The organism is Halomonas sp. LES1 (genome assembly GCF_031846005.1).
In the GTDB taxonomy this organism is placed as follows: Bacteria; Pseudomonadota; Gammaproteobacteria; order Pseudomonadales; family Halomonadaceae; genus Halomonas.
In genome coordinates this window covers 412,687-439,525 of sequence record NZ_JAVRGC010000003.1, presented here as the reverse complement: position 1 = coordinate 439,525, position 26,839 = coordinate 412,687, and the positions used below count along the sequence as shown (strand labels likewise).

24 protein-coding genes are annotated in these 26,839 nt (G+C 65.9%); 11 read left to right on the top strand and 13 right to left on the bottom strand.

Going from position 1 to position 26,839, the window contains the following annotated elements; genetic code table 11:
* Window positions 1-127 precede the first annotated feature (127 nt).
* Both thpD and RM463_RS09360 read left to right on the top strand, forming a co-directional pair.
* Window positions 128-1,129, top strand: coding sequence for an ectoine hydroxylase (thpD, locus tag RM463_RS09365; RefSeq protein ID WP_311429826.1), 1,002 nt, complete (start codon window positions 128-130; stop codon window positions 1,127-1,129).
* Between the two features lie 115 nt (window positions 1,130-1,244).
* Window positions 1,245-1,907: a fumarylacetoacetate hydrolase family protein gene (locus RM463_RS09360; protein WP_311429825.1), complete on the top strand. Its 663-nt coding sequence runs from the start codon at window positions 1,245-1,247 to the stop codon at window positions 1,905-1,907.
* Window positions 1,908-1,998: 91 nt separating this feature from the next.
* Here the strand turns inward: RM463_RS09360 and speA are convergent, their stop codons facing one another.
* The 3 genes from speA to RM463_RS09345 all read right to left on the bottom strand — a co-directional run bounded on the left by speA (window position 1,999) and on the right by RM463_RS09345 (window position 5,315).
* Window positions 1,999-3,909 (bottom strand): biosynthetic arginine decarboxylase, encoded by a 1,911-nt coding sequence (gene speA, locus RM463_RS09355; RefSeq protein ID WP_409228551.1) that lies wholly within the window; start codon window positions 3,907-3,909, stop codon window positions 1,999-2,001.
* An 8-nt stretch (window positions 3,910-3,917) separates the two neighbouring features.
* Window positions 3,918-4,877 (bottom strand): homoserine kinase, encoded by a 960-nt coding sequence (locus RM463_RS09350; protein WP_311429824.1) that lies wholly within the window; start codon window positions 4,875-4,877, stop codon window positions 3,918-3,920.
* A 144-nt stretch (window positions 4,878-5,021) separates the two neighbouring features.
* Complete coding sequence (locus RM463_RS09345) at window positions 5,022-5,315, bottom strand: DUF2782 domain-containing protein (protein WP_311429823.1); 294 nt, start codon at window positions 5,313-5,315, stop codon at window positions 5,022-5,024.
* Window positions 5,316-5,468: 153 nt separating this feature from the next.
* Between RM463_RS09345 and polA the strand changes: the two genes are divergently transcribed.
* Window positions 5,469-8,231: a DNA polymerase I gene (gene polA, locus RM463_RS09340; RefSeq protein ID WP_311429822.1), complete on the top strand. Its 2,763-nt coding sequence runs from the start codon at window positions 5,469-5,471 to the stop codon at window positions 8,229-8,231.
* Between the two features lie 133 nt (window positions 8,232-8,364).
* Here polA and RM463_RS09335 read toward each other — a convergent pair whose 3' ends face one another.
* The gene (locus tag RM463_RS09335; protein WP_195687358.1) at window positions 8,365-9,393 is read right to left on the bottom strand and encodes a Fe(3+) ABC transporter substrate-binding protein; all 1,029 of its coding nucleotides are present in this window, start codon (window positions 9,391-9,393) and stop codon (window positions 8,365-8,367) included.
* Window positions 9,394-9,637: 244 nt separating this feature from the next.
* On the opposite strand from RM463_RS09335, the gene RM463_RS09330 reads away from it, so the two are divergent.
* Window positions 9,638-10,825 (top strand): ABC transporter ATP-binding protein, encoded by a 1,188-nt coding sequence (locus RM463_RS09330; protein ID WP_311429821.1) that lies wholly within the window; start codon window positions 9,638-9,640, stop codon window positions 10,823-10,825.
* Here RM463_RS09330 and RM463_RS09325 read toward each other — a convergent pair.
* The 4 genes from RM463_RS09325 to dctP all read right to left on the bottom strand — a co-directional run bounded on the left by RM463_RS09325 (window position 10,739) and on the right by dctP (window position 15,611).
* The gene (locus RM463_RS09325) at window positions 10,739-12,424 is read right to left on the bottom strand and encodes an ABC transporter permease (protein WP_409228499.1); all 1,686 of its coding nucleotides are present in this window, start codon (window positions 12,422-12,424) and stop codon (window positions 10,739-10,741) included. The genes RM463_RS09330 and RM463_RS09325 overlap by 87 nt on opposite strands.
* Before the next feature lie 157 nt (window positions 12,425-12,581).
* Window positions 12,582-13,910, bottom strand: a complete 1,329-nt coding sequence (locus RM463_RS09320) for a TRAP transporter large permease subunit (RefSeq protein WP_311429820.1) — start codon at window positions 13,908-13,910, stop codon at window positions 12,582-12,584.
* The gene (locus tag RM463_RS09315) at window positions 13,907-14,410 is read right to left on the bottom strand and encodes a TRAP transporter small permease subunit (RefSeq protein WP_132044611.1); all 504 of its coding nucleotides are present in this window, start codon (window positions 14,408-14,410) and stop codon (window positions 13,907-13,909) included. The genes RM463_RS09320 and RM463_RS09315 overlap by 4 nt, the downstream gene beginning before the upstream one ends.
* Before the next feature lie 91 nt (window positions 14,411-14,501).
* Window positions 14,502-15,611, bottom strand: a complete 1,110-nt coding sequence (gene dctP / locus RM463_RS09310) for a TRAP transporter substrate-binding protein DctP (RefSeq protein WP_195687337.1) — start codon at window positions 15,609-15,611, stop codon at window positions 14,502-14,504.
* 364 nt (window positions 15,612-15,975) lie between these two features.
* Here dctP and RM463_RS09305 point away from each other — a divergent pair, with 364 nt between their 5' ends.
* Window positions 15,976-18,159 (top strand): GNAT family N-acetyltransferase, encoded by a 2,184-nt coding sequence (locus RM463_RS09305; RefSeq protein ID WP_311429819.1) that lies wholly within the window; start codon window positions 15,976-15,978, stop codon window positions 18,157-18,159.
* A 34-nt stretch (window positions 18,160-18,193) separates the two neighbouring features.
* Window positions 18,194-19,654 (top strand): aminoacyl-histidine dipeptidase, encoded by a 1,461-nt coding sequence (locus tag RM463_RS09300; RefSeq protein WP_195687335.1) that lies wholly within the window; start codon window positions 18,194-18,196, stop codon window positions 19,652-19,654.
* 104 nt (window positions 19,655-19,758) lie between these two features.
* Here the strand turns inward: RM463_RS09300 and RM463_RS09295 are convergent, their stop codons facing one another.
* Entirely contained in the window at window positions 19,759-20,232 is a 474-nt protein-coding gene (locus tag RM463_RS09295; protein ID WP_195687334.1) for a Dps family protein, read from the bottom strand.
* Window positions 20,233-20,473: 241 nt separating this feature from the next.
* Here RM463_RS09295 and RM463_RS09290 point away from each other — a divergent pair, with 241 nt between their 5' ends.
* Window positions 20,474-21,013, top strand: coding sequence for a hypothetical protein (locus RM463_RS09290; RefSeq protein ID WP_311429818.1), 540 nt, complete (start codon window positions 20,474-20,476; stop codon window positions 21,011-21,013).
* Window positions 21,010-21,375, top strand: coding sequence for a hypothetical protein (locus RM463_RS09285; protein ID WP_195687332.1), 366 nt, complete (start codon window positions 21,010-21,012; stop codon window positions 21,373-21,375). Before RM463_RS09290 ends, RM463_RS09285 begins: the two co-directional genes overlap by 4 nt.
* A gap of 10 nt (window positions 21,376-21,385) precedes the next feature.
* On the opposite strand, the gene RM463_RS09280 is transcribed toward RM463_RS09285, so the two are convergent.
* The gene (locus RM463_RS09280; protein WP_195687331.1) at window positions 21,386-21,823 is read right to left on the bottom strand and encodes an HIT family protein; all 438 of its coding nucleotides are present in this window, start codon (window positions 21,821-21,823) and stop codon (window positions 21,386-21,388) included.
* A gap of 126 nt (window positions 21,824-21,949) precedes the next feature.
* On the opposite strand from RM463_RS09280, the gene RM463_RS09275 reads away from it, so the two are divergent.
* From RM463_RS09275 to RM463_RS09265, 3 genes are all read left to right on the top strand, one after another.
* Window positions 21,950-22,696, top strand: coding sequence for a sulfite exporter TauE/SafE family protein (locus RM463_RS09275; protein WP_195687330.1), 747 nt, complete (start codon window positions 21,950-21,952; stop codon window positions 22,694-22,696).
* Window positions 22,697-22,761: 65 nt separating this feature from the next.
* Complete coding sequence (locus RM463_RS09270; RefSeq protein WP_027960436.1) at window positions 22,762-22,893, top strand: entericidin A/B family lipoprotein; 132 nt, start codon at window positions 22,762-22,764, stop codon at window positions 22,891-22,893.
* Window positions 22,894-23,100: 207 nt separating this feature from the next.
* Entirely contained in the window at window positions 23,101-23,421 is a 321-nt protein-coding gene (locus RM463_RS09265; RefSeq protein ID WP_229332879.1) for an I78 family peptidase inhibitor, read from the top strand.
* Here the strand turns inward: RM463_RS09265 and RM463_RS09260 are convergent.
* The 3 genes from RM463_RS09260 to RM463_RS09250 form a co-directional block, all read right to left on the bottom strand.
* Window positions 23,418-23,945 carry an acyl-CoA thioesterase gene (locus RM463_RS09260; protein WP_132044589.1) on the bottom strand — a complete coding sequence of 176 codons (528 nt, stop codon included), beginning with the start codon at window positions 23,943-23,945 and terminating at the stop codon, window positions 23,418-23,420. The two genes, RM463_RS09265 and RM463_RS09260, sit on opposite strands and share 4 nt — an antisense overlap.
* Window positions 23,946-24,015: 70 nt before the next feature.
* Complete coding sequence (locus tag RM463_RS09255) at window positions 24,016-25,326, bottom strand: short-chain fatty acid transporter (protein ID WP_311429817.1); 1,311 nt, start codon at window positions 25,324-25,326, stop codon at window positions 24,016-24,018.
* 71 nt (window positions 25,327-25,397) lie between these two features.
* Window positions 25,398-26,768 carry an MATE family efflux transporter gene (locus RM463_RS09250; RefSeq protein ID WP_311429816.1) on the bottom strand — a complete coding sequence of 457 codons (1,371 nt, stop codon included), beginning with the start codon at window positions 26,766-26,768 and terminating at the stop codon, window positions 25,398-25,400.
* Window positions 26,769-26,839: the final 71 nt, after the last annotated feature.

Here is a 26,839-nt window from a genome sequence, read left to right as displayed (position 1 = left end):
GCCTTGAAAGTCCTCGAGGTCATCCCAAGGTGGTCTCACACGGCCTCTTTCCGAGGTCGGCCATGGCGGTTTCGCCGTGGCAGCGCGTTTTGCTGAAATTGATCACGGATTCACAGGAGGTGATTGAATGTCAGTCAAGACATCCGAGCGCATGCTTCAGGAGAGCGCCAACCCGCATCATGTCGTCGATTCACCGGACCCCCAGAGCCGCGTAAGGAGCGCGCCGTGCCCGGGGGATGACCCCTATCCCACGCGCCTCGCCGAGCCCTTCGACATGCCCTGGTTGAACCGCCGTGAAGCGGTGGTGAAGGGCAGTGCCGAAGATGGTCCCTTGAGCCGGCAGCAGCTCGACGAGTTCGACCGCAAGGGGTTTCTGTTCGAACCCAACTTCATCGCCGGCGAGGAGCTCGAGGAGCTGCGTCGAGAGCTGGCGGTGCTGCTGGAGAACCCCAACTACCGCAATCGCGACTTCAGCATCACCGAGCCCTCCGGCAAGGAGATTCGCTCGCTGTTCGCGATGCACTTCCTCTCCGAATGCTTCGCCCGACTGGCCCAGGACGAGCGCCTGGTGGGCCGTGCCCGCCAGATCATCGGCGGAGAGCCCTATGTGCACCAGTCGCGCATCAACTACAAGCCGGGCTTCGAAGGCAAGGGCTTCAACTGGCATTCGGATTTCGAGACCTGGCACGCCGAGGATGGCATGCCGGCCATGCATGCGGTCAGCGCCTCCATCGTGTTGACCGACAACCACCACTTCAATGGCCCGCTGATGCTGATTCCCGGCTCCCACCGGGTGTTCATTCCCTGTCTCGGGGAGACGCCGGCCGCCAACCACCAGCAGTCGCTGAAACAGCAGGAGCTTGGGGTGCCGAGCCGAGAGGCGCTCTCCCGGCTGGTCGAGCGTCACGGTATCGAGGCGCCCACCGGTGCCGCCGGCGGTCTGCTGCTGTTCGACTGCAACGTGCTGCACGGCTCCAATGCCAATATGTCGCCAGACCCGCGCAGCAACGCCTTCTTCGTCTACAACCGCCGCGACAACCGTTGTGTGGCGCCCTTCGCGGCACCCGGACGGCGACCGGGCTTTCTGGCCCATGAGCCCGACGAGGTATGGTCACCGGAACAGCCTTGAGCGGTGCTGCCATCTGCGATAGTGCTGCCGGCTCCGGTGTGGCGTGTGCCGCCGTCTGCGCTAAACTGTGCGCCTGTCGCGTTCGCGGCACACCCAGAGAAGGAGAAGATGCGCCATGCGCTTTGTGCCCCACTTCATCGATGGCCAGGCCTATGCCGAGCGACTCGGCAAGATCGTCTGCGTCGGTCGCAACTACGCCGAGCATGCCCGAGAGCTCGACAACCCGGTGCCCAGTGAGCCGCTGCTGTTCATCAAGCCGGCCACCAGTGCCGTGCCGCTGGAGTCGCCCATCGCGGCGCCTAACACACACGGTGAGGTCCATTACGAGACGGAGCTGGCACTGCTGATCGGTGAGGAGCTCAGCCACGTGACCGCCGGGGAGGCGGAGCGCGCCGTGGTGGGTATCGGGCTGGCCCTCGACCTGACCCTGCGCGATGTCCAGTCGCGGCTCAAGGAGAAGGGACACCCCTGGGAGATCGCCAAGGCCTTCGACGGCGCCTGCCCGCTGTCATCCTTCCTGCCGCTCTCCCAGGTGCCCAACTGGAGCGCGCTCTCCTTTACCCTGGAGATCGATGGCGAGCCTCGTCAGCAGGGCGAAGGGGCCGATATGCTCTTCCCGGTGCCGACCCTGCTGGCCGATATGAGCCGTCACTTCACCCTGCAGCCGGGTGATGTGGTGCTGACCGGCACGCCGGCCGGGGTAGGCCCGCTGGTCAGCGGTGCCGAGCTGCGCTTCACCCTTACCGGCGGCCTGGAGGTCACCACTCGGGTGGAGTAGGGGCACGCCATCAGTTGTGAGAGCGCAGAGAAAAGCGCCCGCCGTGAATATCAACGGCAGGGCGCTTTTTCTGTCTCAGGAAGGCGGTGGGCTACTCCAGATAGGTATAGCCGGAGAGCCCCTCGGAGAGATCGTCGAGGAAACGCTGCTGCTCGGCCTCTTCCAGGCCGCTGGCGGCGAGCTGTTCGGCCAGATGGCGGCGCAGCACCTCGGCGTCGAAGTTGACGTAGCTCAGCACGTCGGCCACCCGATCGCCCTGCTGGATATGGCTCAGGCTCCAGCTGCCATCCTCGTTGAGGGTGGCATCCACCGAGTCGGTGTCGCCGAACAGGTTGTGCAGGTCGCCGAGGATCTCCTGGTAGGCGCCCACCATGAAGAAGCCCAGCAGGCGTTCGTCATCCTCCTGCCACTCCGGCAGCGGCAGGGTGGTCTCCACACCCTGGCCATCCACGTAGCCGTCGATGCGGCCATCGCTGTCGCAGGTAATGTCCTGGATGACCCCGCGGCGTACCGGCTCCTGGTCGAGTCCGGTGAGCGGCATCACCGGGAAGATCTGCTGGATGCCCCAGACATCGGGTACCGACTGGAACAGCGAGAAGTTGACGAACAGCTTGTCGGCGAGCTTCTCGGCCAGCTCATCACCGATCTCGCGATGCACGCGATTGCGCGTATCCAGGCGTGCGCGCAGCCGGGCGCAGGCCGCGAAGTAGACCGCCTCGCCCTCGGCCCGGGCGGTGATATGGGTCAGCCCCATGACGAAGCGCTCATGCAGGTCGCCCATGGCCTGGGCAAGGTCATGCCAGGCCTCGACCAGACCGCGCTGGTCGGGGGAGGCGCCGAGCAGGTCGTGGACCCGCCACAGCTCGTCGACCTGGGAGTCGCCTTCGACCCGGCGCTCGGGAGAGGCATCGCTGACCCGTTCCTCGCCGATCACGTTGGTGATGAGGACGGCGTGGTGGGCGGTCAGCGCGCGCCCCGATTCGCTGATCAGGTGGGGCTGGGGCAGGTCATTCTCCTGGCAGGCCAGGCGGAAGGCATAGACCACGTTACGGGCGTACTCGAGCATCGAGTAGTTGGCCGAGCAGAAGCTGCGCGAGCGGGTGCCTTCGTAGTCGACGCCCAGGCCGCCGCCCACATCCACGGTATCCACCGGAGCGCCCAGCTCCACCAGGCTCTGGTAGAAGCGCGCACACTCGCGCAGGCCGCGCTGGATATCACGGATATTGGCGATCTGCGAGCCCAGGTGGAAGTGCACCAGCTGCAGACTCGCCAGGGCGTCGGCCTCGCGCAGCCGCTCCACCACCTCGAGAATCTGGCTGGCGGTGAGGCCGAACTTGGACTTCTCGCCGCCGGTATTCTGCCAGCGCCCGCGGCCCACGGAGGCCAGCCTGGCGCGTAGTCCGATGCGTGGCGTGACGCCGAGCGCCGCGGCTTCCTCGAGGATCAGCGGCAGTTCCGAGAGCTTCTCCACCACCAGGTAGACGCGATGGCCGAGCTTCTCGCCCATCAGCGCCAGGCGCACATACTCGCGGTCCTTGTAGCCGTTGCAGACGATCAGCGAGTGGCCATCGCCGGAGAGCGCCAGCACGGCGAGCAGTTCCGGCTTGCTGCCGGCCTCGAGCCCCACCCGGTCGCGGCCGCGCTCGGGGGTGGCGAGGATCTCCTCCACCACCCGGCGCTGCTGGTTGACCTTGATCGGGTAGACCGCCGTATAGCCGCCGCCGAAGGACTCCTCCTGCATGGCGGTATCGAAGGCGTGACAGAGCTGCTCGACCCGGTCGTGGAGGATGTCGATAAAGCGTACCAGCACCGGCAGGCGGAGACCGGCGGCCTTGAGCTCGCTCACCAGGTCGTTCAGCGGCAGGGTCGGGCCCTCGGTCTCGCTGCCCAAGGGACGCACCAGGGCATGGCCGGCATCATCCACATCGAAGTAGCCGCTGCCCCACTGGTCGATGTTCCAGACGCGCCGAGCGCGCCGGGCGGGGCCGCTGGCGCTGGCCATGGAGAGGCTCATGAGCCTGCCTCCGGCACGGGCAGGGCAGGCTGCTCGATGCGCGCCTTAAGAATGGTGCGGAAGCGTTCGGGATCGTGAGGCGTCAGATCGTGGGCCGGCGGGTCCACATAGACCACCAGCAGGCGCGAGAGCCAGTAGCGCAGCGCGGTCATGCGCAGCATCATCGGCCAGACATCGCGCTCGGCCGCCGTCAGCGGGCGGTGCGCCTGATAGGCGGCGAGGATGGCGTCATGGCGCTCGGCGTTCAGGCTGCCGTCCGCGTCGCAGGCCCAGTCATTGATGACGATGGCCAGGTCGAACAGCAGGTCGCCGGTGCAGCCGTTGTAGAAGTCGATGATGCCACCCAGGCGATCACCAACGAACAGGGTGTTGTCGCGGAACAGGTCGCCGTGGAGTGCCCCCTGGGGTAGCTCGGGACCGCTGCTGAAGATGTCTTCATAGGTCTCCACCTCATCCTTCATCAGAGTCTGGTCGGCCGCGGAGAGGTAGCCATGCACCTTGGGGTGCAGGGCCACCAGCCAGTGGAGGTCGCGTGGATTGGGGCGATGGCCGGTGAAGTGCTGCGAGATGGCGTGCAGGCGCCCCAGCACGCTGCCCAGCTCACGGCACTGGGCCAGATTCGGTTCGAGCGGGTGCTTGCCGGGCAGCCTCGGGAACAGCAGGGCCGGCTTGTCGGCCAGGCTATGCAGGGCCACGCCCTCACGGTCGTGCAGGGGGCCGGGCACCGGCAGGCGATGCTCGTCGAGGTAATCGAGCAGCTCGACAAAAAACGGCAGCTCCTCGTGCTCACCCTGCTCGAACAGGGTCAGCACCAGCTCTCGCTGGTCGGTGGTGACGAAGAAGGTACTGTTCTCGGTACCAGCGGGAACGCCCTCCAGGGAGACCAGTGAGCCGGCGTCGAAGCGGCTCAGGAAGGCCTCGACCTGGGACTCGGTCAGCGGTGTGAATACGGCCATGTGTCTCTTACCCGGGTATGCCAAGCCGCCTATTGTAGCGACTTGCGAGTGTGATGCACGCTTCGCCTGGCCGTCAGGAGATTGAACCGCTCGAGGCTTGTCCCCGATGCCTCTCGCGTTACCGGCGATAGCGGCTTTCATCATTCAGAAGGTCTGCAGAACCCATTCGGGCACGGCGATGCGATCGCCCTGCTGGCGTTCGAAGTTGCCGTCGCCGTCGCGGTCGACCAGATAGTAGGAGGGGCCGCTGGAGGGGCGGATCTCGATGGCGTAGAGCTCCCCATTGACCCGGTACTCGCGGATGATGCGCTCCTCTTCCTGACGGATGGTGATGTCCGGTGCCAGTTCGTCATTGGGCTGGGCCAGGGCCGGCACGGCAGCGGCGAGCGACAGGCCCATGGCCAGCAGCGCGGCGGTAAGCGAGGGAAGTGTGTTCATGATGATCTCCAGTCCGCCGGGGCGGTGAGATGGTGTGTGTCCCCAGTGTAAGGGGTCGTCGCCTTCGCGCCCACCGGTCGCGGCAAAACGGCCGCGCTATGCGTATCATGGTTGATCAGAATCACTCTCCGCTCAGCTTCAATGGATGCCTCCATGGCCGATAGTCCCATCGTTCTCGTCGACGGTTCCTCCTACCTGTACCGCGCCTTCCACGCCCTGCCGCCGCTGACCACCTCAGAAGGCCTGCCCACCGGGGCGATCAAGGGCGTGCTCAACATGCTCAAGCGGCTGATCAAGGACTACCCGAACAGTCCCATGGCGGTGGTCTTCGATGCCCCGGGCAAGACCTTTCGCGATGAGCTGTTCGAGGAGTACAAGGCCCAGCGGCCGCCGATGCCGGATGAACTGCGCGATCAGGTCCAGCCGCTGCACGACTGCGTGAAGGCATTGGGCCTGCCGCTGCTGTGCATCGAGGGGGTCGAGGCCGATGATGTCATTGGTACCCTGGCCCGCCAGGCCACCGAGGCGGGCCGCGATGCGGTGATCTCCACCGGTGACAAGGACATGGCCCAGCTGGTCAATGCCCATATCACCCTGGTCAACACCATGAAGGATGAGACCCTGGACGTCGAAGGCGTCAAGGAGAAGTTCGGCCTGCCCCCGGAGCTGATCATCGACTTCCTGGCCCTGATGGGGGACAAGGTGGACAACATTCCCGGTGTCCCCGGGGTGGGCGAGAAGACGGCGCTGGGGCTGCTGCAAGGCATGCAGGGCGGGCTCGATACCATCTATGCCGACCTGGACGCGGTCAAGGCGCTTGGTTTCCGTGGCGCCAAGACCCTGCCTAAGAAGCTCGAGGAGCACCGCGACAAGGCCTTCCTCTCCTATCGGCTGGCGACCATCAAGACCGACTGCGAACTGCCGGTGGGGCTCGATGACCTGGAGCTCGCGCACCCGGACCGCGAGACGCTGCTCGAGCTCTATCGCCGTTTCGAATTCAAGGCCTGGCTGTCCGAGCTGCTGGAGGGCCGGGACGAGGGTGTCGACGACGTCGCCGGTGGCACCACGACCCCGGAGGTCGCCGAGGAGGGCTCCGCCGGCGGCGCACCACGCGAGGATCATGTCATTGTCGGGCAGGCCGAGCTGGACGCCTGGATCGAGCGGCTGCAGAGCGCCGAGGCTTTCTGCTTCGACCTGGAGACCACCAGCCTGAACTACATGGAGGCACAGATCGTCGGCATCGGGCTGTCGCTGGAGGCGGGGGAGGCCGCCTATATTCCCCTGGCCCACGACTACCTCGACGCCCCCGGGCAGCTCGATCGTGACGCCGTGCTCGCCGCCCTCAAGCCGCTGCTGGAGGATGACGGCAGAACCAAGATCGGGCAGAACCTCAAGTACGATATCTCGGTGCTGGCCGGTTATGGCATTCGGGTGGCCGGACCGCTCGAGGACACCATGCTCGAGTCCTATGTGCTCGACTCCACCGCCACCCGTCATGATATGGACTCCCTGGCGCTCAAGTACCTGGGCGAGAAGACCACCCCCTTCGAGGAGATCGCCGGCAAGGGGGCCAAGCAGCTCACCTTCAACCAGGTCGCCCTGGAGCAGGCGGCGCCCTATGCCTGTGAGGATGTCGATATCACCCTGCGCCTGCACCACGAGCTGCGCCCACGGCTCGAGCAGCAGGGGCGTCTGCGCCAGGTGCTCGAGACGGTCGAGCTGCCGCTGATCCCGGTGCTGTCGCAGATGGAGCTGACCGGCGTGGCCCTGGATCCGCAGCGCCTGCACGCTCAGAGCCGGGAGCTCGAGGCGAGAATCAACGAGCTGGAGGCCCGTGCCCATGAGCTGGCCGGCCGCGAGTTCAACCTCGGCTCTCCCAAGCAGCTGGGCCAGATCCTCTTCGAGGAGCAGAAGATCCCGGTGCTCAAGAAGACCCCCAAGGGGGCGCCGTCCACCGCCGAGGCGGTGCTCGAGGAGCTGGCCCTGGACTATCCGTTGCCCAAGGTGATCATGGAGCACCGCGGCCTGGCCAAGCTGAAGTCCACCTACACCGACAAGCTGCCGCGCCTGGTCAACAAGACCACCGGGCGGCTGCATACCAGCTATCACCAGGCGGTCACCGCCACCGGGCGACTCTCCTCGAGCGACCCCAACCTGCAGAACATCCCGATCCGGAACGAGGAGGGGCGCAAGATCCGCCAGGCCTTTATCGCCCGGCCCGGCTATCGCATCGTCGCCGCCGACTACTCCCAGATCGAGCTGCGCATCATGGCCCACCTCTCGGGGGACAAGGGACTGCTGGCGGCCTTTGCCGAGGGGCGTGACATCCATGCCGCCACCGCCGCCGAGGTGTTCGGCGTGGCCCTCGACAAGGTGACGGCAGACCAGCGGCGCAGCGCCAAGGCGATCAACTTCGGGCTGATCTACGGCATGAGCGCCTGGGGCCTGTCGCGGCAGCTGCATACCGAACAGAGCCAGGCCAAGGTCTATATCGACCGCTATTTCGACCGCTATCCCGGGGTGGCGAACTATATGGAGCGCATCCGCGCCCAGGCCGCCGAGGATGGCTTCGTCGAGACAGTGTTCGGTCGGCGCCTCCATCTGCCCGAGATCCGCTCCCAGAATCGTGCCCGCCGTCAGGGCGCCGAGCGTACCGCCATCAATGCTCCCATGCAGGGCACGGCCGCGGATATCATCAAGCGTGCCATGATCGAGGTGGCCGCCTGGCTGCAGGAGGGGGAGATGGATGCCTGGATGGTGATGCAGGTCCATGACGAACTGGTGTTCGAGGTGGCCGAGGCGCGGGTAGAGGAGTTCATCGAGCAGGTGAAGGCGCGCATGCAGGCCGCCGCCGAGCTCGACGTGCCGTTGATCGTCGAGGCCGGGAGTGGAGCTAACTGGGACGAGGCGCACTGACGCGATCCCAACCCAAACAGCAAGGCCCGCGGCGGATGCCGTGGGCCTTGCCGTTTAACACGGTGTGTCAGCGAGGAGCGCCGGGGGTAGTCGTAGAGAAGGCCCTACCGCCGGATCAGCTCCGAGCGCTGGATCAGCGCCAGCCGACGCGATCGAAGATCTTGATCGCTTCGGGGTTGTTCTCCCCCAGCTTGCTGATGTTGAGGCCATCCTTCTTGAAGTCGCCCCAGGACTCGAGCACCGGGTTCTTCTTCACGCCCTCGACCACCGGGAACTCGTAGTTGCCGTTGGCGAAGATCTCCTGGGCGGTATCGGAGGCCAGGAACTCGAGGAAGCGCACGGCGTTCTCGCGGTTGGGAGCCCCTTCGACTACACCGGCGCCGCCCACGTTGACATGGGTGCCGCGGCCATCCTGGTTGGGGAAGATCACGCCGACACGGCGGGCGACCTCACGATCCGCCTCGTCGTCGGAGTGCAGCAGGCGCACATAGTAGTAGTGGTTCGCCACCGCCAGGGAGCACTCGCCGCTGGCCACGCCCTTGATCTGGTCGGTGTCGCCACCCTCGGGGTCGCGTGCCATGTTGGCCACCACGCCCTGGGCCCACTCCTCGGCGCCCTCGGCGCCATGGTGCTCGACCAGTGAGGCGAGCAGCGACTGGTTGTAGATATTGTTCGAGGAACGGATGCACACCTGGCCCTCGAACTTCGGATCGGCGAGCTCCTCGTAGCTGCCGATCTGGCTCGGGTCGAAGTTCTCGCGGTCATAGAAGATGGCGCGGGCGCGCTGACTGAAGCCGAACCACAGCCCCTCGGGGTGACGCATGGCCTCCGGCAGGCGCTCGTTCAGCATCTCGGAGTCGACGCTCTGGAAGATATCCTCCTGCTCGGCGCGCCACAGGCGGCCGGCGTCCACGGTGATCATCACGTCGGCGGGGCTGGCCACGCCCTCGCGGGTGATGCGCTCGATCAGCTGGTCCGAATCGCCCTCCAGCAGGTTCACTTCGATGCCGGTCTCCTCGGTGAAGGCCTCGTAGAGCGCCTCGTCGGAGTCGTAGTGGCGTGCCGAGTAGATGTTCAGCTCGTCGGCAGAGACGGCGGTAGCGAAGGCGGAGCCGGCCAGCGCGACGGCGATGGGGGCGGCGAGACGAGCGTTCTTGATCATCATGACCTCTTGGTTTTCTGGCAGAGCCGCTAGGTTTCTGGCAGAGCAGCGATAGTGGAATGATAATACGTTGCATTAATGGCCCGCTTATTGAAGCCCCGTACATCGGTGGCGTCAAGGGGGAGGGCGGCGATTCCTTGCGTTGAAGCAGAGAAATGTTGAATGCGAGTCGCTTTCAAACGCATTAGCGCTCGTGATCGGTTATGATGGGGAGACCTCCACCGACACGACGTCGAGGGCCCCAATGAACCTGAATCTGCAACAGTCGCACGCCATTTCCGCTCCGGTACTCTCCATGCAGGGCATTCACCACGCCTTCGGCAAGCACGAGGTGGTGAAGGGCATCGATCTGGACATACAGCCGGGTGAGGTGGTCTGCCTGCTGGGCCCCTCGGGGTGTGGCAAGACCACCCTGCTGCGCATCGCCGCGGGCCTCGAGAAGCTACAGCACGGTCGCGTGGTCCTGGAGGGCGATGAGGTAGCCCGCCCTGGCGGGCGTCACCTCCCCCCCGAGAAGCGCAGCGTCGGCCTGGCCTTTCAGGACTCCGCGCTCTTCCCCCACCTTTCCGTGCTGGAAAACGTGACCTTCGGGCTCAAGCATCTGTCGGCAGGCGAGCGCCGTCGGCGTGCCCTGAGGCTGCTCGAGCAGCTGGGGATGGGCGCCCGGGCCGAGGGCTATCCCCACATGCTCTCCGGGGGCCAGCAGCAGCGCGTGGCACTGGCTCGTGCGCTGGCGCCGGAGCCGCACCTGATGCTGCTCGACGAGCCCTTCTCCAGCCTCGATGCGCGGCTTCGCGACCAGATTCGCGATGACACCCTGCACGTGCTCAAGGAGGTCGGGGCCGCCACCCTGCTGGTGACTCACGACCCGGAAGAGGCGATGTTCATGGCCGACCGCATCGCCCTGATGCGTGATGGCCATATCGTTCAGGTCGGTACGCCACGCGAGCTCTACTGCAACCCCAGCGACCCCTTCGTGGTGACCTTCTTCGGTGAGGTGAACGAACTCTCCGGGGTGGTTCGCGACGGCAAGGTGCTGACACCGGTGGGCATCGTGGATGCCGGCTGGCTGGCCGAGGGCAGTGAGGTACGCGTGCTGGTGCGACCGGAGGCGTTGCAGGTGGCGAGGCTGGATGTGTCGGCCGAAGCGCACAGCCACAGCCATATCGTCATGGCCAAGTTGCTGGGGCGCAGCAGCCTGCTGCATATCTGTGCCCACGACTCCGACGGCGATGAAGCCCATATCCATGCGCGGGTGCCAGGGGTCTTCTTGCCCGCCGAGGGCCAGCCCGTGACACTGCGGCTGGACCCCTCCCAGGTATTTGTCTTTCCCTCGCGTTCCTCGTCACTTTCCGCCGCCGGGGCGCGAGCGGCGCATGGCGAGGCTGAGCAGGATCACCGGGACTATGCCTACCACCACGATGGCCAGTGAGGCCGTCGAGGCCTCGGCGAGACGCTCGTCTGCCGCCAGGTTGTGAGCGCGTACCGCCAGGGTATCGAAGTTGAAGGGGCGCAGGATGATGGTCGCCGGTAGCTCCTTCATCACATCCACGAAGACCAGGATGCAGGCCGCCAGCAGGCTGCCGCGCATGATCGGAGTGTGCACCCGCTTCAGTGTGCCGGTGGCGGTCTGGCCCAGGGTGCGAGAGGCGGCATCCATGCTCGGTGTCACCTTGCCCAGGCTGGCCTCCACGGCGTTGAACGAAACCGCCAGGAAGCGCACCACGTAGGCGTAGATCAGGATAAACGCCGAACCGCTGAAGATCAGTCCGATAACCTCGCCACCGCGCGACAGCAGCCAGGTATTGAGGGTGTTGTCCAGCCAGGCGAAGGGGATCAGGATGCCTACCGCGACCACCGACCCCGGAATCGCATAGCCCATGGCCGAGATACGCGTGGCGGTTCGGGTCAGTCGAGTATTGTTGAGGCGCACCCCGTAGCTGAGCACTACCGCCAGGGTGACCGCCACCAGCGCGGCGATTGAGGCCAGCAGCAGACTGTTGCGGGCATAGCCGATAAAGCTCTTGCCGAAGAGCGAGTCACCCTGCTGGATGGCCAGCTCGGCGAGGATGCCGCTGGGGATCAGGAAGCCGCCCAGGATCGGCAGCAGGCAGGCCAGAAAGGCGCCTGCCGAGGCCCAGCCGCCGAGGTGGAACTCCGGCAGCTGTTGATAGCGGCTGGAGGTGTGGAAGTAGCGCCGCTTGCCCCGCGACCAGCGCTCCAGCAGCACCAGGGCGATCACGAAGGTCAGCAGGCAGGCGGCGAGCTGGGCGGCGGCGGCCTGCTCGCCGAGGCCGAACCAGGTGCGGTAGATGCCGGTGGTGAAGGTGTCCACGCCGAAGTACTGCACCGCGCCGAACTCGTTCAGCGTTTCCATCAGGGCCAGTGATACGCCGCCCACCAGTGCCGGACGCGAGAGCGGAATCGCCACGCTCCAGAACAGCTGCCAGGGGCCGCGGCCCAGGGTGCGACCCACATCCAGCATGCACACCGACTGCTCCATGAAGGAGGCGCGTGCGAGCATGTAGACGTAGGGGTAGAGCACCAGGCTGATCAGCGCTGCCGCCCCGCCCAGCGAGCGCACCTCGGGGAACCAGTAGTCCCCGAAGCCCCACCCGAACAGGTCGCGCAGCCACCCCTGCAGGGGGCCCGAGAACTGCAGGAAGTCGGTATAGGCGTAGGCGATCACATAGGTCGGCACGGCCAGCGGCAGCAGCAGCGCCCACTCGAACAGCCGTCGCCCCGGGAAGCGGCACATCACCACCAGCCAGGCGGTACCGGTACCGATCACCAGGGTGCCGATGCCCACCGTAATGACCAGGAACAGGGTGTTGGCCAGGTAGCGGGGCAGCACCGTGCTGGCCAGGTGCTGCCAGACGCCACCGGTGGGTACCAGGATATGCGCCAGTACCGCCAGCACCGGCAGTGCCACGACCAGCGCGACCCCGAGCAGCAGAGCGGTCCATGGAGTGAAGGAAGGGATCAGTCGGCGTGAGAGAGTGGGCAGGTCGCCGCTGGCAGTTCGAGACAAGGGAGGCTCCTTGCGGGCGCAGGATGGTAAATGCGAGACATTGACGCCGACAAATAGTATCAGTTGCGCTTGGCTGCTGCAGCCAGCATCGGTTGACCACCGTCAAACGACGACGCCCGCCGTCGGCTGACGGCGGGCGTCGTTACGCTTTCACGGGTCAGTAGCCGAGCAGCATCGATGGCAGGCCGGTGATAAGGGCCGGGAAGAAGGCCATCAGCACACAGGCCAGCACGATCAGGGCCACGAAGGGAATGACCGCGCGGTAGAGATCGACGATCTCCACCCCGGGCGGCGCCACCCCCTTCAGATAGAAGAGCGCATAGCCGAACGGCGGGGTCAGGAAGGAGGTCTGCAGCACCACGGCCACCATCACCACGAACCACAGCATATCCACGCCCATGCTGTCGACGATGGGCAGCATGATCGGGAAGCTGAACAGCACGATGCCGGTCCAGTCCAGGAACATGCCCAGCAGGAACACCAGGAACAGCATCAGGATCAGGGCCCCGATGGTGCCGCCGGGCATCGCCGTCACCACGTTATGGATGACGTCCATGCCGCCACCGATGGAGAACACCCCGGTGAAGGCGGTCGCCCCCACCACCACCAGCATCACCATGGTGGTGGTCTTGCTGGCCTCGATCAGGGTGCGATAGCAGGTCGATGCCTTGCGATCACCGAAGATCAGGAACAGCAGAAAGGCGATGGCCACGCCGATGGCCGAGGCCTCGGTGGCCGTGGCGATCCCCAGGAACAGCGAGCCCAGCACGCCGAGAATCAGCGACATGGGCGGCAGCACATACTTGCCGAGCATGATCAGCAGCTGGCCGGTCGAGGTCTCGGCGCGCTCCTCGGCGGGAACGGCTGGCCCGTAGTGCGGCTTGACGAAACAGATCACCAGCACATAGAGCGCATACATGGTGCCGAGCATCACCCCCGGTACCAGGGCACCGGCGAACAGCGCACCCACCGAGACCGGCGAGTAGCTGGCCATCAGGATCAGCATGATGCTGGGGGGAATCAGGATGCCCAGGCAGCCGCTGGCCATGATGACGCCGGCGCTAAGCTCCTTGTTGTAGGAGTACTTGAGCATCGGGACCAGGGCGATCATGCCCATCACCGCGATGGAGGCGCCGACGATGCCAGTGGTGGCGGCCAGCAGTACCGAGACGATGACCACGGTCAGGGCCAGGCCGCCACGCAGGTTGGCGAGCAGCAGGCGCATGGTGTCGAACATCTTCTCGGTGACGCCGGAGTCGTTCAGGAAACGCGCCATCAGCACGAACAGGGGAATGGCGACCAGGACATAGTTGTCCATGGAGTTGCCATAGATGTTGTTGATCAGGATGCCCAGCGTATTGGCGCCGGGACCGAGCCAGGCGCCGAGCACGGCGACGCCGCCGAGCACGAAGGCCAGCGGGTGGCCCATGAACAGCCCGATCAGCAGGCCGCTGAACATGAAGAGAGTGAGCATCTCGGGGCTCATGCGGCACCCTCCTTGCGCAGTTCACCGCAGGCGCGGATCACGATGGCGATGGCCTGCAGCAGCAGGAGCAGGGCGGCCACGACGATCACCCCCTTCACCGGGTAGACCGGGATGGACATCATGCCGTAGGTGGTTTCTCCGCGGCTGAAGGAGCGCTCGAAGAAGGCCCAGCCGAAGGTAAGCAGCATCCAGATGAAGGGCACGAAGAAGAGCAGGTAGCCGAGCAGTTCGAGGGCGGCCTGCTTGCGGCGGGTTAGCAGACGCTTGAGCACGTCGACCTCGACGTGGGCGTGATGGCGCAGGCCGTAGGCGGCCATCAGCATGAAATGGGCGCCGAACAGCATCTTGGTGACATCGAAGGCCCAGTCGCTGGGGCGGCCGATAAAGAAGCGTGCGGCAATATCATAGATCACGATCAGCGTGATCACGGCAAGGAGTGGGGCGATCAGGCGTCCGAACCCCTCGTTGAGGGCATCGATGGCCCTGGCAATGGTGTTCATGGTGAGGCTCTCGGAGTCGGGCTAATCAAGCGAACACAGGAGGTAAAGCGACCGGATAGGGCCGAGCCCCGTAGGGCCCGGCCCGGTCCGCTTACTGGTTCATGCAGCTCTCGAGCTCCTCGAGGGACGGCAGGTTGTCCATGCTACGGCTCATGTTGAAGGGCACGGTCACGTCACGCCAGTTGGCGTAATGATCCAGGTAGCTGACCATGGAGTGGTAGACCTTGGCATGCATCGGATCCTCGCAGGCGCCCTGCAGGATCACCTCGTTGGTGACATCCTGGATACGCGCCAGGTCCTCTTCGGGCAGCTGATTGATGGTCATGCCCTCGTCCTTGAACTTGACCGTCGCCTCGGTGGACTGCCGCTCGGACCAGGCCAGTGACCAGGTCATGGTGGCTTCGGCGGCGATCTTCAGCTTCTCCTGGGTCTCCTCGGAGAGGGCGTCCCACGCCTCCTTGTTGATCATCACACCGAAGACGCTGGCGGACTGGTGCCAGCCCGGGGTGGACCAGTAGTCGGCCACCTCGCCGAAGCCGGCCTTGTAGTCGACCCCCGGGGTGGAGAACTCGCCGGCGTCGATCACGCCGCGCTCGATGGCCTGGTAGACCTCGCCGCCGGCCAGGGTGACCTGGGAGCCGCCGAGCTTCTCCAGCACGCGGCCCTGGTCGCGGCCGGAGAGGCGCAGACGCTTGCCTTCCAGGTCGGCGATGCTCTCGATGGGGGTGCCGCCCATGAAGCCGGACTCGTTGTTGGTGATGCCGTAGGGCAGGTAGACCATGTCATACTCGCCGTAGACCTCCTGGTACAGCTCGAAGCCGCCCCACTGGTTGATCCAGTTGAGGTAGTCCACGCCGTTGAACAGGCTGGTGGTGGTGGCCAGCGGCGAGAAGGCCGGGCTCAGGCCCGCCCAGTAGCCCGGCCAGTCGGCGGCGGCCTGGATGGCGCCGGTCTGGGTGGCATCGAACACCTCGCTGCCCGGCATCAGGGTGCCACCGGCACGGAAGTTGATGGTGAGTTCATCGCCGGCCAGCTTGTTGACCAGCTCGACCCAGTGGCGGTCCATCTGGATCAGGTCCAGGTTGTCCGGCCAGGTGGTGGTCATGGTCCACGTTTCCTTGGCCTGGGCGGTGGTGCTCAGGGCGGCCAGGGCCACGCCGGCGGCCAGGCCGGTGAGCGTGAAGCTGCGCAGTGTCTTCATATTGTTCTCCCTACGGGGCTGGACAGAGGGTGGCGCCCTTGTGGCGCCAACCGGATAAGGCTGGGTTGCGGCCGCCGGCATCGGAATGCATTGGTGAATCCGCAACTAGGCTTCAAACTAACACCCTATTGGCGTACAGAACGATCATGGTCCTGCGACGCTGTCGCCCCCCGTGGGCGGGGGGCAGACAGCGCCACCGTGACCGCGATACGTTAAGTTACTGTTTGATAATTCAATACTATCAGGTATTTAATAAATGTTTACGTTAACGTCAACGTAGCATGTTGATCGGTAACTAGCGTTGAAAACTGCACCGATGTAAGACCAAAGTGCTAGGTGAAGCGGCGAAACCGGGGGAGTGACAATGAGCGGGAGAGAGGAGGCGCATGGCCTGTCGACTCGGGCGCTGCTGGTTCATGTCTCACGGCTCGCCCGCCGTCGCTGGCGGGGCCTGGCGTGGCTGCAGGGGGCTCCCCAGGCGTGCTGTGATGCGGCCGACGAGCTATGGCGAGCCGGCGTCTGGCACTGCCCGCTCTGGGTGGCGCCGGCGTTACCACCGCGGGTCGATGCGGCGCACTGGCTGGCACCTGCCCGTGCCCGGGCTCGCCTGGGGGGTGAGCATGATCTACTGGTGATCGACGCCGTCTCCGATGGGGCGGGCTTCGACCCTGACGCCGTGGCGGCCTTGGCCGGCACCCTGAAGGCGGGTGGCCTGCTGGTGCTGATGACCCCGGAGGAGTGGGGCAGCCGACCCGATGCCGACTATGCGCGGCTGGCCGAACACCCCTGGCGACCCGAGGCGCTGAGCAGCCGCTACCTGGCCCGGTTGGCGCGTCTGCTGAGTGACGCCGACCAGGTGATTCGCTGGCGGGCCGGTGAAACGCCTCGTTTACCCGGGCTTCCCATCCGTAAGGCGCCTGCCGAGCGGCCGGTGACCGATGGAGACTGCCTGACCGGCGACCAGGCCCAGGCGGTGGCTCGCCTGGCGCGGTTGCGTCGCCGTCGTCCGTTGGTGATCACCGCCGACCGTGGGCGCGGCAAGAGTGCGGCCCTGGGCATCGCCTGCGCCCGCTGGCTGGCCACGGGAGAGCAGGAGGTGCTGGTGACCGCACCGCGCCCGGCAGCGGTGGAGAGCCTCTTCGAGCGCCTTGCGGCGCTCTGCCCCCAGGGTGAGCGACGCGGGCATCTCTTCGCTACCGACCAGGGTGAAGTTCGCTTCGTGGCCCCGGATGCCCTCGCCGAGCTGGCCCGGCAGGGCGAGGCCGGCGGTGCCGGCCGGTTGCTGGTGGTGGATGAGGCGGCGGCGATTCCCGCCGGGCTGCTCGGCGAGTGGCTCGACGCCTTCCCACGGATCGCCTTTGCCACCACGGTGCACGGCTACGAGGGCTCCGGTCGCGGTTTTGCCCTGCGTTTCCGCGAGCGTCTCGAACGCACCACCCCGGAGTGGCGAGGGCTGCATCTGGCCGAGCCGATCCGCTGGGCGAATGATGACCCCCTCGAGCCGCTGATCCATCGCCTGCTGATGCTGGATGCCGACCCGCCCGAGCCATCCTCTCGGCCGGCCGGTGAGGTGTGGCAACTGTCGCGGGATACACTGGCCAGTGACGAGAGTGGCCTGCGGGGCCTGTTCGGCCTGCTGGTGCAGGCCCACTACCGCACCACGCCCAGCGATCTACGACTGCTGCTGGATGGCCCGGGCCTCACCGTTGGCAGAGTGACGGCCGGTGATGTGCCGCTCGGGGTGGTGATGAGCGCGGATGAAGGGGGCTTCGAGGCGGACCTGGCCGAGCGGGTCGCCCGTGGCGAGCGGCGTCCTCGTGGCCACCTCATGGCCCAGTCCCTGGCCGCCCATGCCGGTTCCCGGGAGGCCCTTACCGGGCATCTGCGTCGGGTGGTACGCATTGCGGTATCACCCCGGCGTCGTCGCGAGGGGCTGGGAAGACGGCTGATCGAGGCGGAGCTTGAGCGAGCGCGTCGTGATGGCTGCGATCTGCTGGGGGCGAGCTTCGGCGCCGAATCGGCGCTGATGGCCTTCTGGCGGGAGCAGGGGTTTCACGCACTGCGCCTCGGGCTGACCCGTGAGACCGCCACGGGTGAGCACGCCCTGATGGTGGCCCGGGCCACCAGCAAGCGCGGTGAGGCGCTGCTGACCTCGCTCGCCGCGCGCTTTCAGCGAGCCCTGCCCGGCCTGCTGGCCTTCGAGCTGCGTGATCTGGCGCCGTCAGTGGCCGCCGCCCTGCTGGCGGAGGGCGGTGGGGCGAACCTCGCAGACGACGACCGCCGCGATGCCGAGGATGTCGCCGCCGGTCATCGCGAGCCGGCGCTGGCCCGGCCCGCGCTGCAGGCCCTGGTTCGTCATGCCCTGGCCCGCGGCATCCCCCTCGCCGATCCCGAACTTCTGCTGCTGGTGGCCTGGGGATTTCAGGGGCTGAGTGGTGAGGCTCTGCCCCGGTATCTCGGTGTATCGGGCCGGCGGCAGGCCACCGCCCGCCTGCGCCAGGCGACGGCCATGCTGCTGTCCATCTCTTCCCCTTCAGCAACGGGCTGAGTAAGGTAGGTCGGTTACTCAGGAAGGGATCATCATGAACGAACATCTCGATCGGCTCTCGCCACAGCCGCTCTGGCGCCATTTCCGCACCCTTTGCGAGACTCCGCGCCCCTCCGGCCATGAGGCCGCCCTGGCGGCACGCCTCGAAGCCTGGGCCGACGCACAGGGGCTGGCGCATGAGCGTGATGCCTTCGGCAACCTGCTGATTCGCAAGCCGGCCTCTCCCGGTCATGAGCAGGCTCCCGGCGTGATCTTCCAGGGTCACCTGGATATGGTCCCCCAGGCCAACAGCGACCACCCCCACGACTTTACCCGCGACCCCATCGAGACCTACCTCGACGATGACGGCTGGCTGCGGGCCCGCAATACCACCCTGGGTGCCGATAACGGCCTCGGCGTGGCTGCCGCCCTGGCCATCCTCGAGGATGACGACCTCATCCACGGCCCGCTGGAAGCGATCTTTACCCTGGAGGAGGAGTCCGGCATGGGCGGGGCGCTCAACCTCGCCGAAGGGTGGCTGCAAGGACATTACCTGCTCAACCTCGACTCCGAGGATCGTGGCGAGGTGTTTATCGGCTGCGCCGGAGGCACCGATGTGGTGGTGGAGGCGCAGCTGCCCACCGCGGCGCTGGCCGACGATGAGGTGACGCTTCGCCTGTCGCTGACCGGGCTGCGCGGCGGTCACTCCGGGATCGATATCGACAAGGGGCGGGGTAACGCCAATCGACTGCTGGTGCGGGTGATGCGTGTCCTGGAGCGCCTCGATGTCAGGCTGGCAAGCTACCAGGGGGGTACCCTGCGCAATGCGCTGCCTCGCGAGGCCTTTGCGACCCTGGCGCTGCCCGAGGAGGAGCTCGAGGCCGCCAGGGCTGAGGTGGCGACCCTGCAGGCCATCCTGCGCAAGGAGTTTGCCGGTGTCGATGATGCACTGACGTTGACCCTCGAGCCGGTCGAGGTGCCCGCCGATGAGCCGCTCACCGGTCAGGCGACACATCTACTGCTGGCCGCCATTCATGCCGCGCCCTGTGGCGTCGAGCGCATGAGTCAGGAGGTGCCGGGCGTGGTGGAGACCTCCAACAACCTGGGGGTCGTGAGCCTCGCGGCGGGGCGGTTCCATCTCGGTGCCCTGGTGCGCTCGCTGCACGACAGCGCGGCCCAGGACCTGGCCGATCGGCTGCGTGCCGTGTTCGAGCTGACCGGTGCCAAGGTGCGTCTCGAGAATGGCTATCCGGGGTGGACTCCCCAGCGAGACAGCGAGCTGCTGACGCGCTTTCAGCGTGTGCACCGCGAGCAGCTGGGCAGCGAGCCGGCGGTCAAGGTCATCCATGCCGGGCTCGAGTGCGGCATTCTGGGCGGCAAGTACCCGGCGCTTGAGATGATCTCCTTCGGTCCGCTGATTCGCGGTGCTCATTCGCCGGATGAGCGCGTCGAGGTCGCCTCGGTGGAGGAGTTCTGGACGCTGCTGCGCGCCCTGGTGGAGGATCTGACGCGCTGACATTCATGGGGTCTGAGCGAAGTCGTCGGACACAATAACGCCGGGCCCAAGGCCCGGCGTTATTGTGACATGACCCGTGATGCCTGATCGGGTCGGGTCCTGAATCAGGCCAGGTAGCTGGCCAGCATCCACACGGTCTTCTCCTGCTCGCGGATATAGTCGCCGGCCTGGGCGGCGGTGCCCTCGTCGTCGGCATCCGAGGCCAGGGAGAGAATCTCGCGCTGCAGCTCGATTAGTACCTGGTAGCCCGCCAGCACGCCCTCGACGCAGGCCTTGCCGTCCGAGACGTTCTTGTCCTCGGTGATGCGCGAGACCTCCACATAATCGCTGTAGGCATGCAGCGGCTGGTGGCCCAGGGTAAGCACGCGCTCGGCGACCTCATCGACCTTGGTCAGCAGGTCGGTATAGAGCTCCTCGAACTTCTCGTGGAGCTGGAAGAACTGCGGCCCCTTCACGTTCCAGTGGTAGCCGCGCACGTTCATGTAGAAGACCTGGTAGTTGGCCAGCAGCTCGTTGAGTTTCTCGGCGAGCTGGCTGGCGCTGGCCTCGTGCAGGCCGATGCGGTTGGTATCGCTCATGCGAATGCCTCCTTGGTGGTGTTGGGTTACATGATCCATGTATCGCCCGCTGGCGGACAGTGAATCCTGACCATGAGCATCATAGCCATGATGAATGACATCTTGGCGGAGGGAGCCGACTTCAAGGGGGCTGCGTCATCCAGACGCGTCGAACGTCGGGGTCGGGTGCCGCCGTCTTGCAATATTCCCTCGTCACGGCCTCCTGCCTACACTGAAGTCGTCCAACCTCGGGAGAGAGACCATGCGTCCCTGGCCGTTGCTTGTCCTGCTGGTGCTGGCCGGCTGCCAGTCCGTTCCTGCCACCCTGCCGGTGGCGGAGCCGTCCCCCGCGGCGGCCTGTCTCTGGTCGGGCGCGGGTGTGCCGGTCACCGAGACGCTGCGGCGGGCGGTGGTTGCCCTGGAGGATGACGGCTTTCTAATCCGTCATACCGCGAGCGCTCCGGCACTGGTAAGCGCAGAGCGTACCCGCATCCTGCCCGGCTACGGCGACCGCCATGGCGACTGGGGGCGTCGCGGTGTGTTCGGCGGTATCGGCCTCGGCGGTGGTCGTGGTGGTTTCGGTGGTGGAGTGATGATCGGTTTCGGTGGAGTGGGCAGCCTGACCCGCGATGCCACCGAGCTGGAGCGTGTCTCGTTGCTGGTCAGTGACGGGGAGGTGCGGGTCAGTCGCGATCTTCAGGTCATCGACTGGCGAGGTGAGCTCGCGGAGTCGCGCAGCGCCAGCACCGGGGCGTTCTGTGGCGGCCTGCGCCGGGCCATGGATGTCGGAGGTGAGCCATGACTCGTCTGGCTGGCATGATACTGGTGGTAGGGCTGCTGACCGGCTGTGCGACCCCTCCATCATCGGTGCCGCCGGTGATGCTCTCCTCACAGGCCTCCCCCTGTGCCCTGGAGGTCACCGCCGAGGCACTGATGTCGCGCGGTTATGTGGTGCGCCATGCCGATGCGTCGCTGGGACGCCTGGTGGCGGTGTTCTCGCGCTGGCCGGGCTACCGGGTGCTGGTGGCAGTCGAGTCGCCTGGCACCGATGGCCGCCTTGCCTTGACGGCCCTCCGCGGCGGGCGCCCCATGCCGCGCACTACCCTGGAGCGGCTTGCGTCCGATATCGCCCTGCGCCTCGCGGAGTGCGAGGCTGAACGCTAGCCTCCGGAGGCTAGCGTTCAGCCTCGGGTTGCAGGTCGAGCCCCTCGAGCATGGCCAGCACCCGGTCTCGCATGGCGGCCAGGGTGTCGAGGTCGTAGGGTGTCGCCTCCCCCTGCCCCCAGACCGGTCCCGGCCAGAGGTCATCGTCCGTGCGGCGCAGCACCAGATGCACATGCAGCTGCGCCACCACGTTGCCGAGGCTTGCCACATTGAGCTTGTCGGCCCCCATCAGTGCCTTGAAGGCCTGGCCGATGCGGCTTGTCTCGTGCCACAGCTGCCGCTGCTCGGCCTCGTCCAGCTCGAAGAGCTCGCTGATGCCATGCCGCCGCGGAATCAGCAGCAACCAGGGAAAACGGCTATCGTTCATCAGCCGCAGCTGGCATAGCGGCAGCTCGGTGATCGGGTAGCTGTCCTCCACCAGGCGGGGGTCTGGCTCGAAATGATCCATCAGGGCTCTCCGGGGTAGTCAGCGAGTGGTATCGGCTGTCCGGCATCATGCCACAGAACCGTGGGGAGTTTTCCCCGTTTGCCCGGGCGGCTAAGCTGTGCGGCTCTTTCCTGAAAGGACTCTTCCATGACCCTGCTCGAAGCGCTGGCCATGCTGCTGATCGGTGCGCTGGCCGGCTTTATCAACGTGCTCTCCGCCGGCGGCTCCATGCTTACCCTGCCGCTGTTGATGTTCCTGGGCCTGCCACCCCAGGAGGCCAACGGTACCAACCGTGTCTCCATCACCCTGCAGAGCGTCTCGGCGGTATACAACTTCTTTCGTGCCGGGGCGCGCCATCTGGGGCTCTCGCTGCGGCTCTCCGTGCCGGCGGTGGTGGGGTCGCTGCTCGGGGCCTGGTTGGCCCTGCGAACCGGCGACGCCCTGTTCGAGGCGATCCTGATCGTGGTGATGGCGGGCTCGGCGCTGCTGATGCTGCTGCCCCAGCCACGCCTGGATACCCGGCCGTTGACCCCCGAGCGGCTGACGCCGGCGGTCTACCTGGCGATGTTTGTCATCGGCCTCTATGGCGGCTTTATCCAGGTGGGTGTGGGTATCCTCTTTATCGTGGTGCTCTACCGCATGCTCAAGATCGACCTGGCCCAGGTGAACGTCTTCAAGGTGTTGATCGTGCTGGTCTATACCCTGCCGGCGTTGGCCATCTTTGTGGTCAATGATCAGGTGCGCTGGAGCTATGGTCTGGTGCTGGCGGCGGGCAGCATGTCGGGCGCCTGGCTGGCGGTAAGGGTCAATGTCAGTCCACGTGGGGCCTTTGTGGTCAAGTGGCTCACGGTGGCGGTGATTGCGGCGATTATCCTCAGGCTGCTGCTGGGGTAAGGCGCAGCTCGCCGTGAGCTGCTAAATTACGGGTGCAACATTCCCAACTCACAAGGAGGTTCATCATGAAGCGTACTCTGATGATGCTGGTGGCGGCACTGTTCGCCGTTTCTCTGCTCTCCGGCTGCAATACCGTTCGCGGTGCCGGCCAGGATATCGAGCAGGGTGGCGAGGCCGTTCAGGACGCCGCTTCCTGAGCCGAGCCCCGGAACGGCCAGTCCGCACCGGTATTCTGAGCCGAGCCCCGGAACGGCCAGTCCGCATCGGCATTCTGAGCCGAGCCCCGGATCGGCCAGTCCGCACCGGCATTCTGAGCCGAGCCATGGTGAGTCAACTGCCGGATCGGCCAGGCCGTTCCGGCATTGTTGGTATAGATCAAGCTTGGACCCGACAAGGAAGCCCAGATGGTTGTAACGAGACTCTCACCGCTACTCTTCGGCCTGCTGCTGGCGGGCTGCAGTAGCATGAGTTCGGCGCCGGAGCCCGAACCCGCTCCGCTGCCGCCTCGCGTGGAAACTGGCGGGGAGTGTGGTGCCCAGCGCGTTCAGGACCGTATCGGTCGTACCTACAGCGTGTCCCTGGGCAAGGCGATGCACGCCGAGAGTGAAGCATCGGCCATTCGTGTGATTCGCCCCGGTACGGCGGTGACTCTCGATCATCGGCCAGATCGTCTCAATGTCCACCTGGACGAAACGGACATCATCCTCAGCCTGGACTGTGGCTAGTCGTCATCTTCTCTGGCGCCGTGCTCGGCCTGGGTACGGCGCTGCTCCTCTTCGGCCTGCTTGCGAAGCTTCTTGCGCAGGGCCGCCTTCTCGAAACGTAGCTTCTGCACCTTCGTGTCAAGCGCCAGTGGAGGCACCGGCGCCGGCTTGCCATCGCCATCCACCGCCACCATGGTCAGGTAGCAGCTGTTGGTGTGGCGGATCAGCTTGTTCTGGATATCCTCGGCCACCACCTTGACGCCGATCTCCATGGAGGAGCGGCCCACATGGTTGACGCAGGCCAGGAAGGTCACCAGCTCCCCCACATGGATCGGCTGCTTGAACAGCACCTGGTCCACCGAGAGGGTAACCACATAGTGGCCCGAGTAGCGGCTGGCGCAGGCGTAGGCCACCTCGTCTAGCTTCTTGAGGATGGCGCCCCCATGCACCTTGCCGCTGAAGTTGGCCATGTCGGGGGTCATCAACACGGTCATCGACAGCTCGTGTTGGCCGGGCAGGGCGCCGGACAGATCGTTGTCGTCCATTGGATCTCCTTGTGTGTTATCCACAGCCGGACGCCCCGCCCGCCTGGGGACAGGGCGCCTTGCTGGAGGGTCAGAACCAGGTCAGGCCGATGGAGATCAGCACCCCGGTGATCAGCAGCTGGATCAGGCAGAAGCCCATGATGTCCTTGGCCTTGAGCCCGGCGATGCCGAGTACCGGCAGGGCCCAGAAGGGCTGCAGCAGGTTGGTCCAGGCATCACCCCAGGCCACGGCCATGGCCATCCGGGGAATATCCACCCCCAGTGCCTGGGCGGCCGGAATCATCACCGGTGCCTGCACCGCCCACTGGCCGCCGCCGGAGGGCACGAAGAGGTTGACGATGCCCGCACTGATAAAGGTCCAGACCGGCAGGGTGGTGTCGGTGGCAAAGGAGACCAGCGCCTCGGACATGCTGGTCGCCAGACCGGACTGCACCATGATCGCCATGATCCCGGCGTAGAACGGGAACTGGATGACGATGCCGGCACCGCCCTTGATCGCTTCGTGCAGGCTCTCCAGCAGGCTGCGCGGGGTGCGATGCAGCACGATGGCCAGGAACAGGAACATGAAGTTGACCACGTTCAGGTTGAGGCCGCCGCCGCGCAGGAAGAAGTGATCGGCCAGGAAGATCAGCCCGGGAATGCCCACCAGCCAGGCCAGCACCACGCTGTTCTCCATGCGCTCGGCGGGGCGGGTGATACGCACCTGGTGCGCCTCGTCGTCGCCGAGCAGCTTGGGATCGACGAACACGCTGTCCTTTTCGTCGGGCAGCATCATGCGGTTGACCAGCGGTACCGCGATAAACAGCATCACCACGATGGCCAGGTTGAAGAAGGAGAAGATGGTCGAGCCGGTGCCGATCACGCCGATCTGGTCGGCGCTGAAGTGGCCATCGGTGGCCACGGTCAGCGGTACCGAGCCGGCCAGGCCGCCGTGCCAGACGATAAAGCCGGAGTAGGCGCTGGCCACCAGCAGGCGATAGTCGACCCGGACCAGGCGCGCGAGCTCCTTGGCGAAGAGCGCCCCCACGACCAGGCCGAAGCCCCAGTTGATCCAGCTGGCGGCCAGCGACACATAGGTGACCAGCAGGATGGCGCCACCGGGCCCCTTGGCCAGGGCAGCGAGTCGCTGCAGCAGCCTTTTCACCGGGGGGGAGCTGGCCAGCATGAAGCCGGTCACCAGCACCAGCAGCATCTGCATCAAGAAGGTCAGCAGGTTCCAGAAACCATCCCCCCACATGCGCATCACCGCGAGTGGCGTCTGGCGTTCCACGGCAATGGCCGCCACGGCGGCGATGATGGTCAACAGCAGCACGAAGATATAGGGGTCGGGCAGGTAGCGTTCGACCAGCTTGACCGCCGGTCTGGAGAGGGCCTTGAGCATGGCGTTCCCTTACTGTTTTGAGTGTTATTGGTGTTTCATTGCATAAAATAGCGCAGCATCAGTATCTTGCGCTATTCGGACGCCAATGGTCCAGGCGCCTCACACCAGTCGCTGCGGCGCCGTTGATGGTAGTAGGCGATCAGCGTCGCCGAGCGCGTCAGCATGAACAGCGTGAAGGCGAGCCACAGACCGTGGTTGATGAGCGCCTCGGGAAGAAGGGCCTGGCCCAGCCACCAGGCGGGCAGATAGACGGCGAGCCCGGCAAAGATGCTGTTGCGCATCTCCCGAATCGCCGTGGCACCGATAAAGACGCCGTCCAGCAGGTAGCCCCATACCGCGATCAGCGGCATGACGACCATCCACGGCAGGTAGGTGGCGGCGGTCTCTCGCACCTCGGGCAGGCCGGTAAGCAGGGCGATCAGCGCCTCGCCCCCCAGGGCGAAGGCCAGGGCGGCGGTGCCGGCCGTCAGCAGTGAGAACCAGGCGGCACTCCGTACCGACTGGGCGAACTCCGCCCAGCGCCTTGCCCCCACCGAGCGTCCGGTCAGCGCCTCGGCGGCGTGGGCGAAGCCATCCAGGGCGTAGCTGGTGAGCATGATGAACTGCAGCAGCACGGCATTGGCGGCGAGTACGGTATCGCCCTGGGCCGCCCCTCGCGAGGTAAAGAAGGCCATGACGAAGAGCAGCCCCAGGGTGCGCACGAAGAGGTTGGCATTGACCGAGAAGAGCTCGCCATAGGCTGAAACGGCGAGGAGCCGATGGCGCAGGAAGCGGCCCGACAGCCATCTGAGTTGTCGCGAGATCAGCCACAGGCCGAAGGCCAGGGCGGTGTAGTCGGCGATCACCGTGGCCCAGGCCACGCCATCGCTGGTCATGCCGAGGCCGACGACAAAGAGCAGGTCGAGGAGGATATTGACCCCGTTGGTGAGCACCAGGATCGCCAGGGTCACTCGCGAGTTCTGCTGTCCCAGGAACCAGCCCAGGATGGCGTAGTTGGCGAGCACCGCCGGCGCCGAGAGGATGCGGATCTCGGCGTACTCGGCGGCCAGTGCCGTGGCGACGTCACTGCCATCGAGGAGCCATAGGCCCAGCCTGATCAGCGGCCTCGAGAACAGGATCAGTGCCGCACCGATGCCCGCCGCGATCAGCAGCGATTGCCCCAGCAGGTTACGTACGTCCGTGTCGTTCTCGCGGCCCACCGCCTGGGAGGTGAGCCCCGTGGTACCCATGCGCAGGAAGCCGAAGCCCCAGTACAGGAAGCTGAACAGGGTGGCGCCGAGGGTGACCGCCGCCAGATAGCGCGAGTCCGGCAGATGGCCGACCACGGCGGTGTCCACCAGCCCCAGCAGCGGCACGGTGATATTGGAGAGGATGATTGGCCAGGCCAGCGCCAGGATGCGCCGGCGCGCGGCCCCGGGTGACGAGGACTCCGAACGACTCACAGGGGGCTCCCGAGATTGACGAGCCGGGCAGCATGGCCGGCGGCGGGGCATAACGCAACCGCCCCGCACAA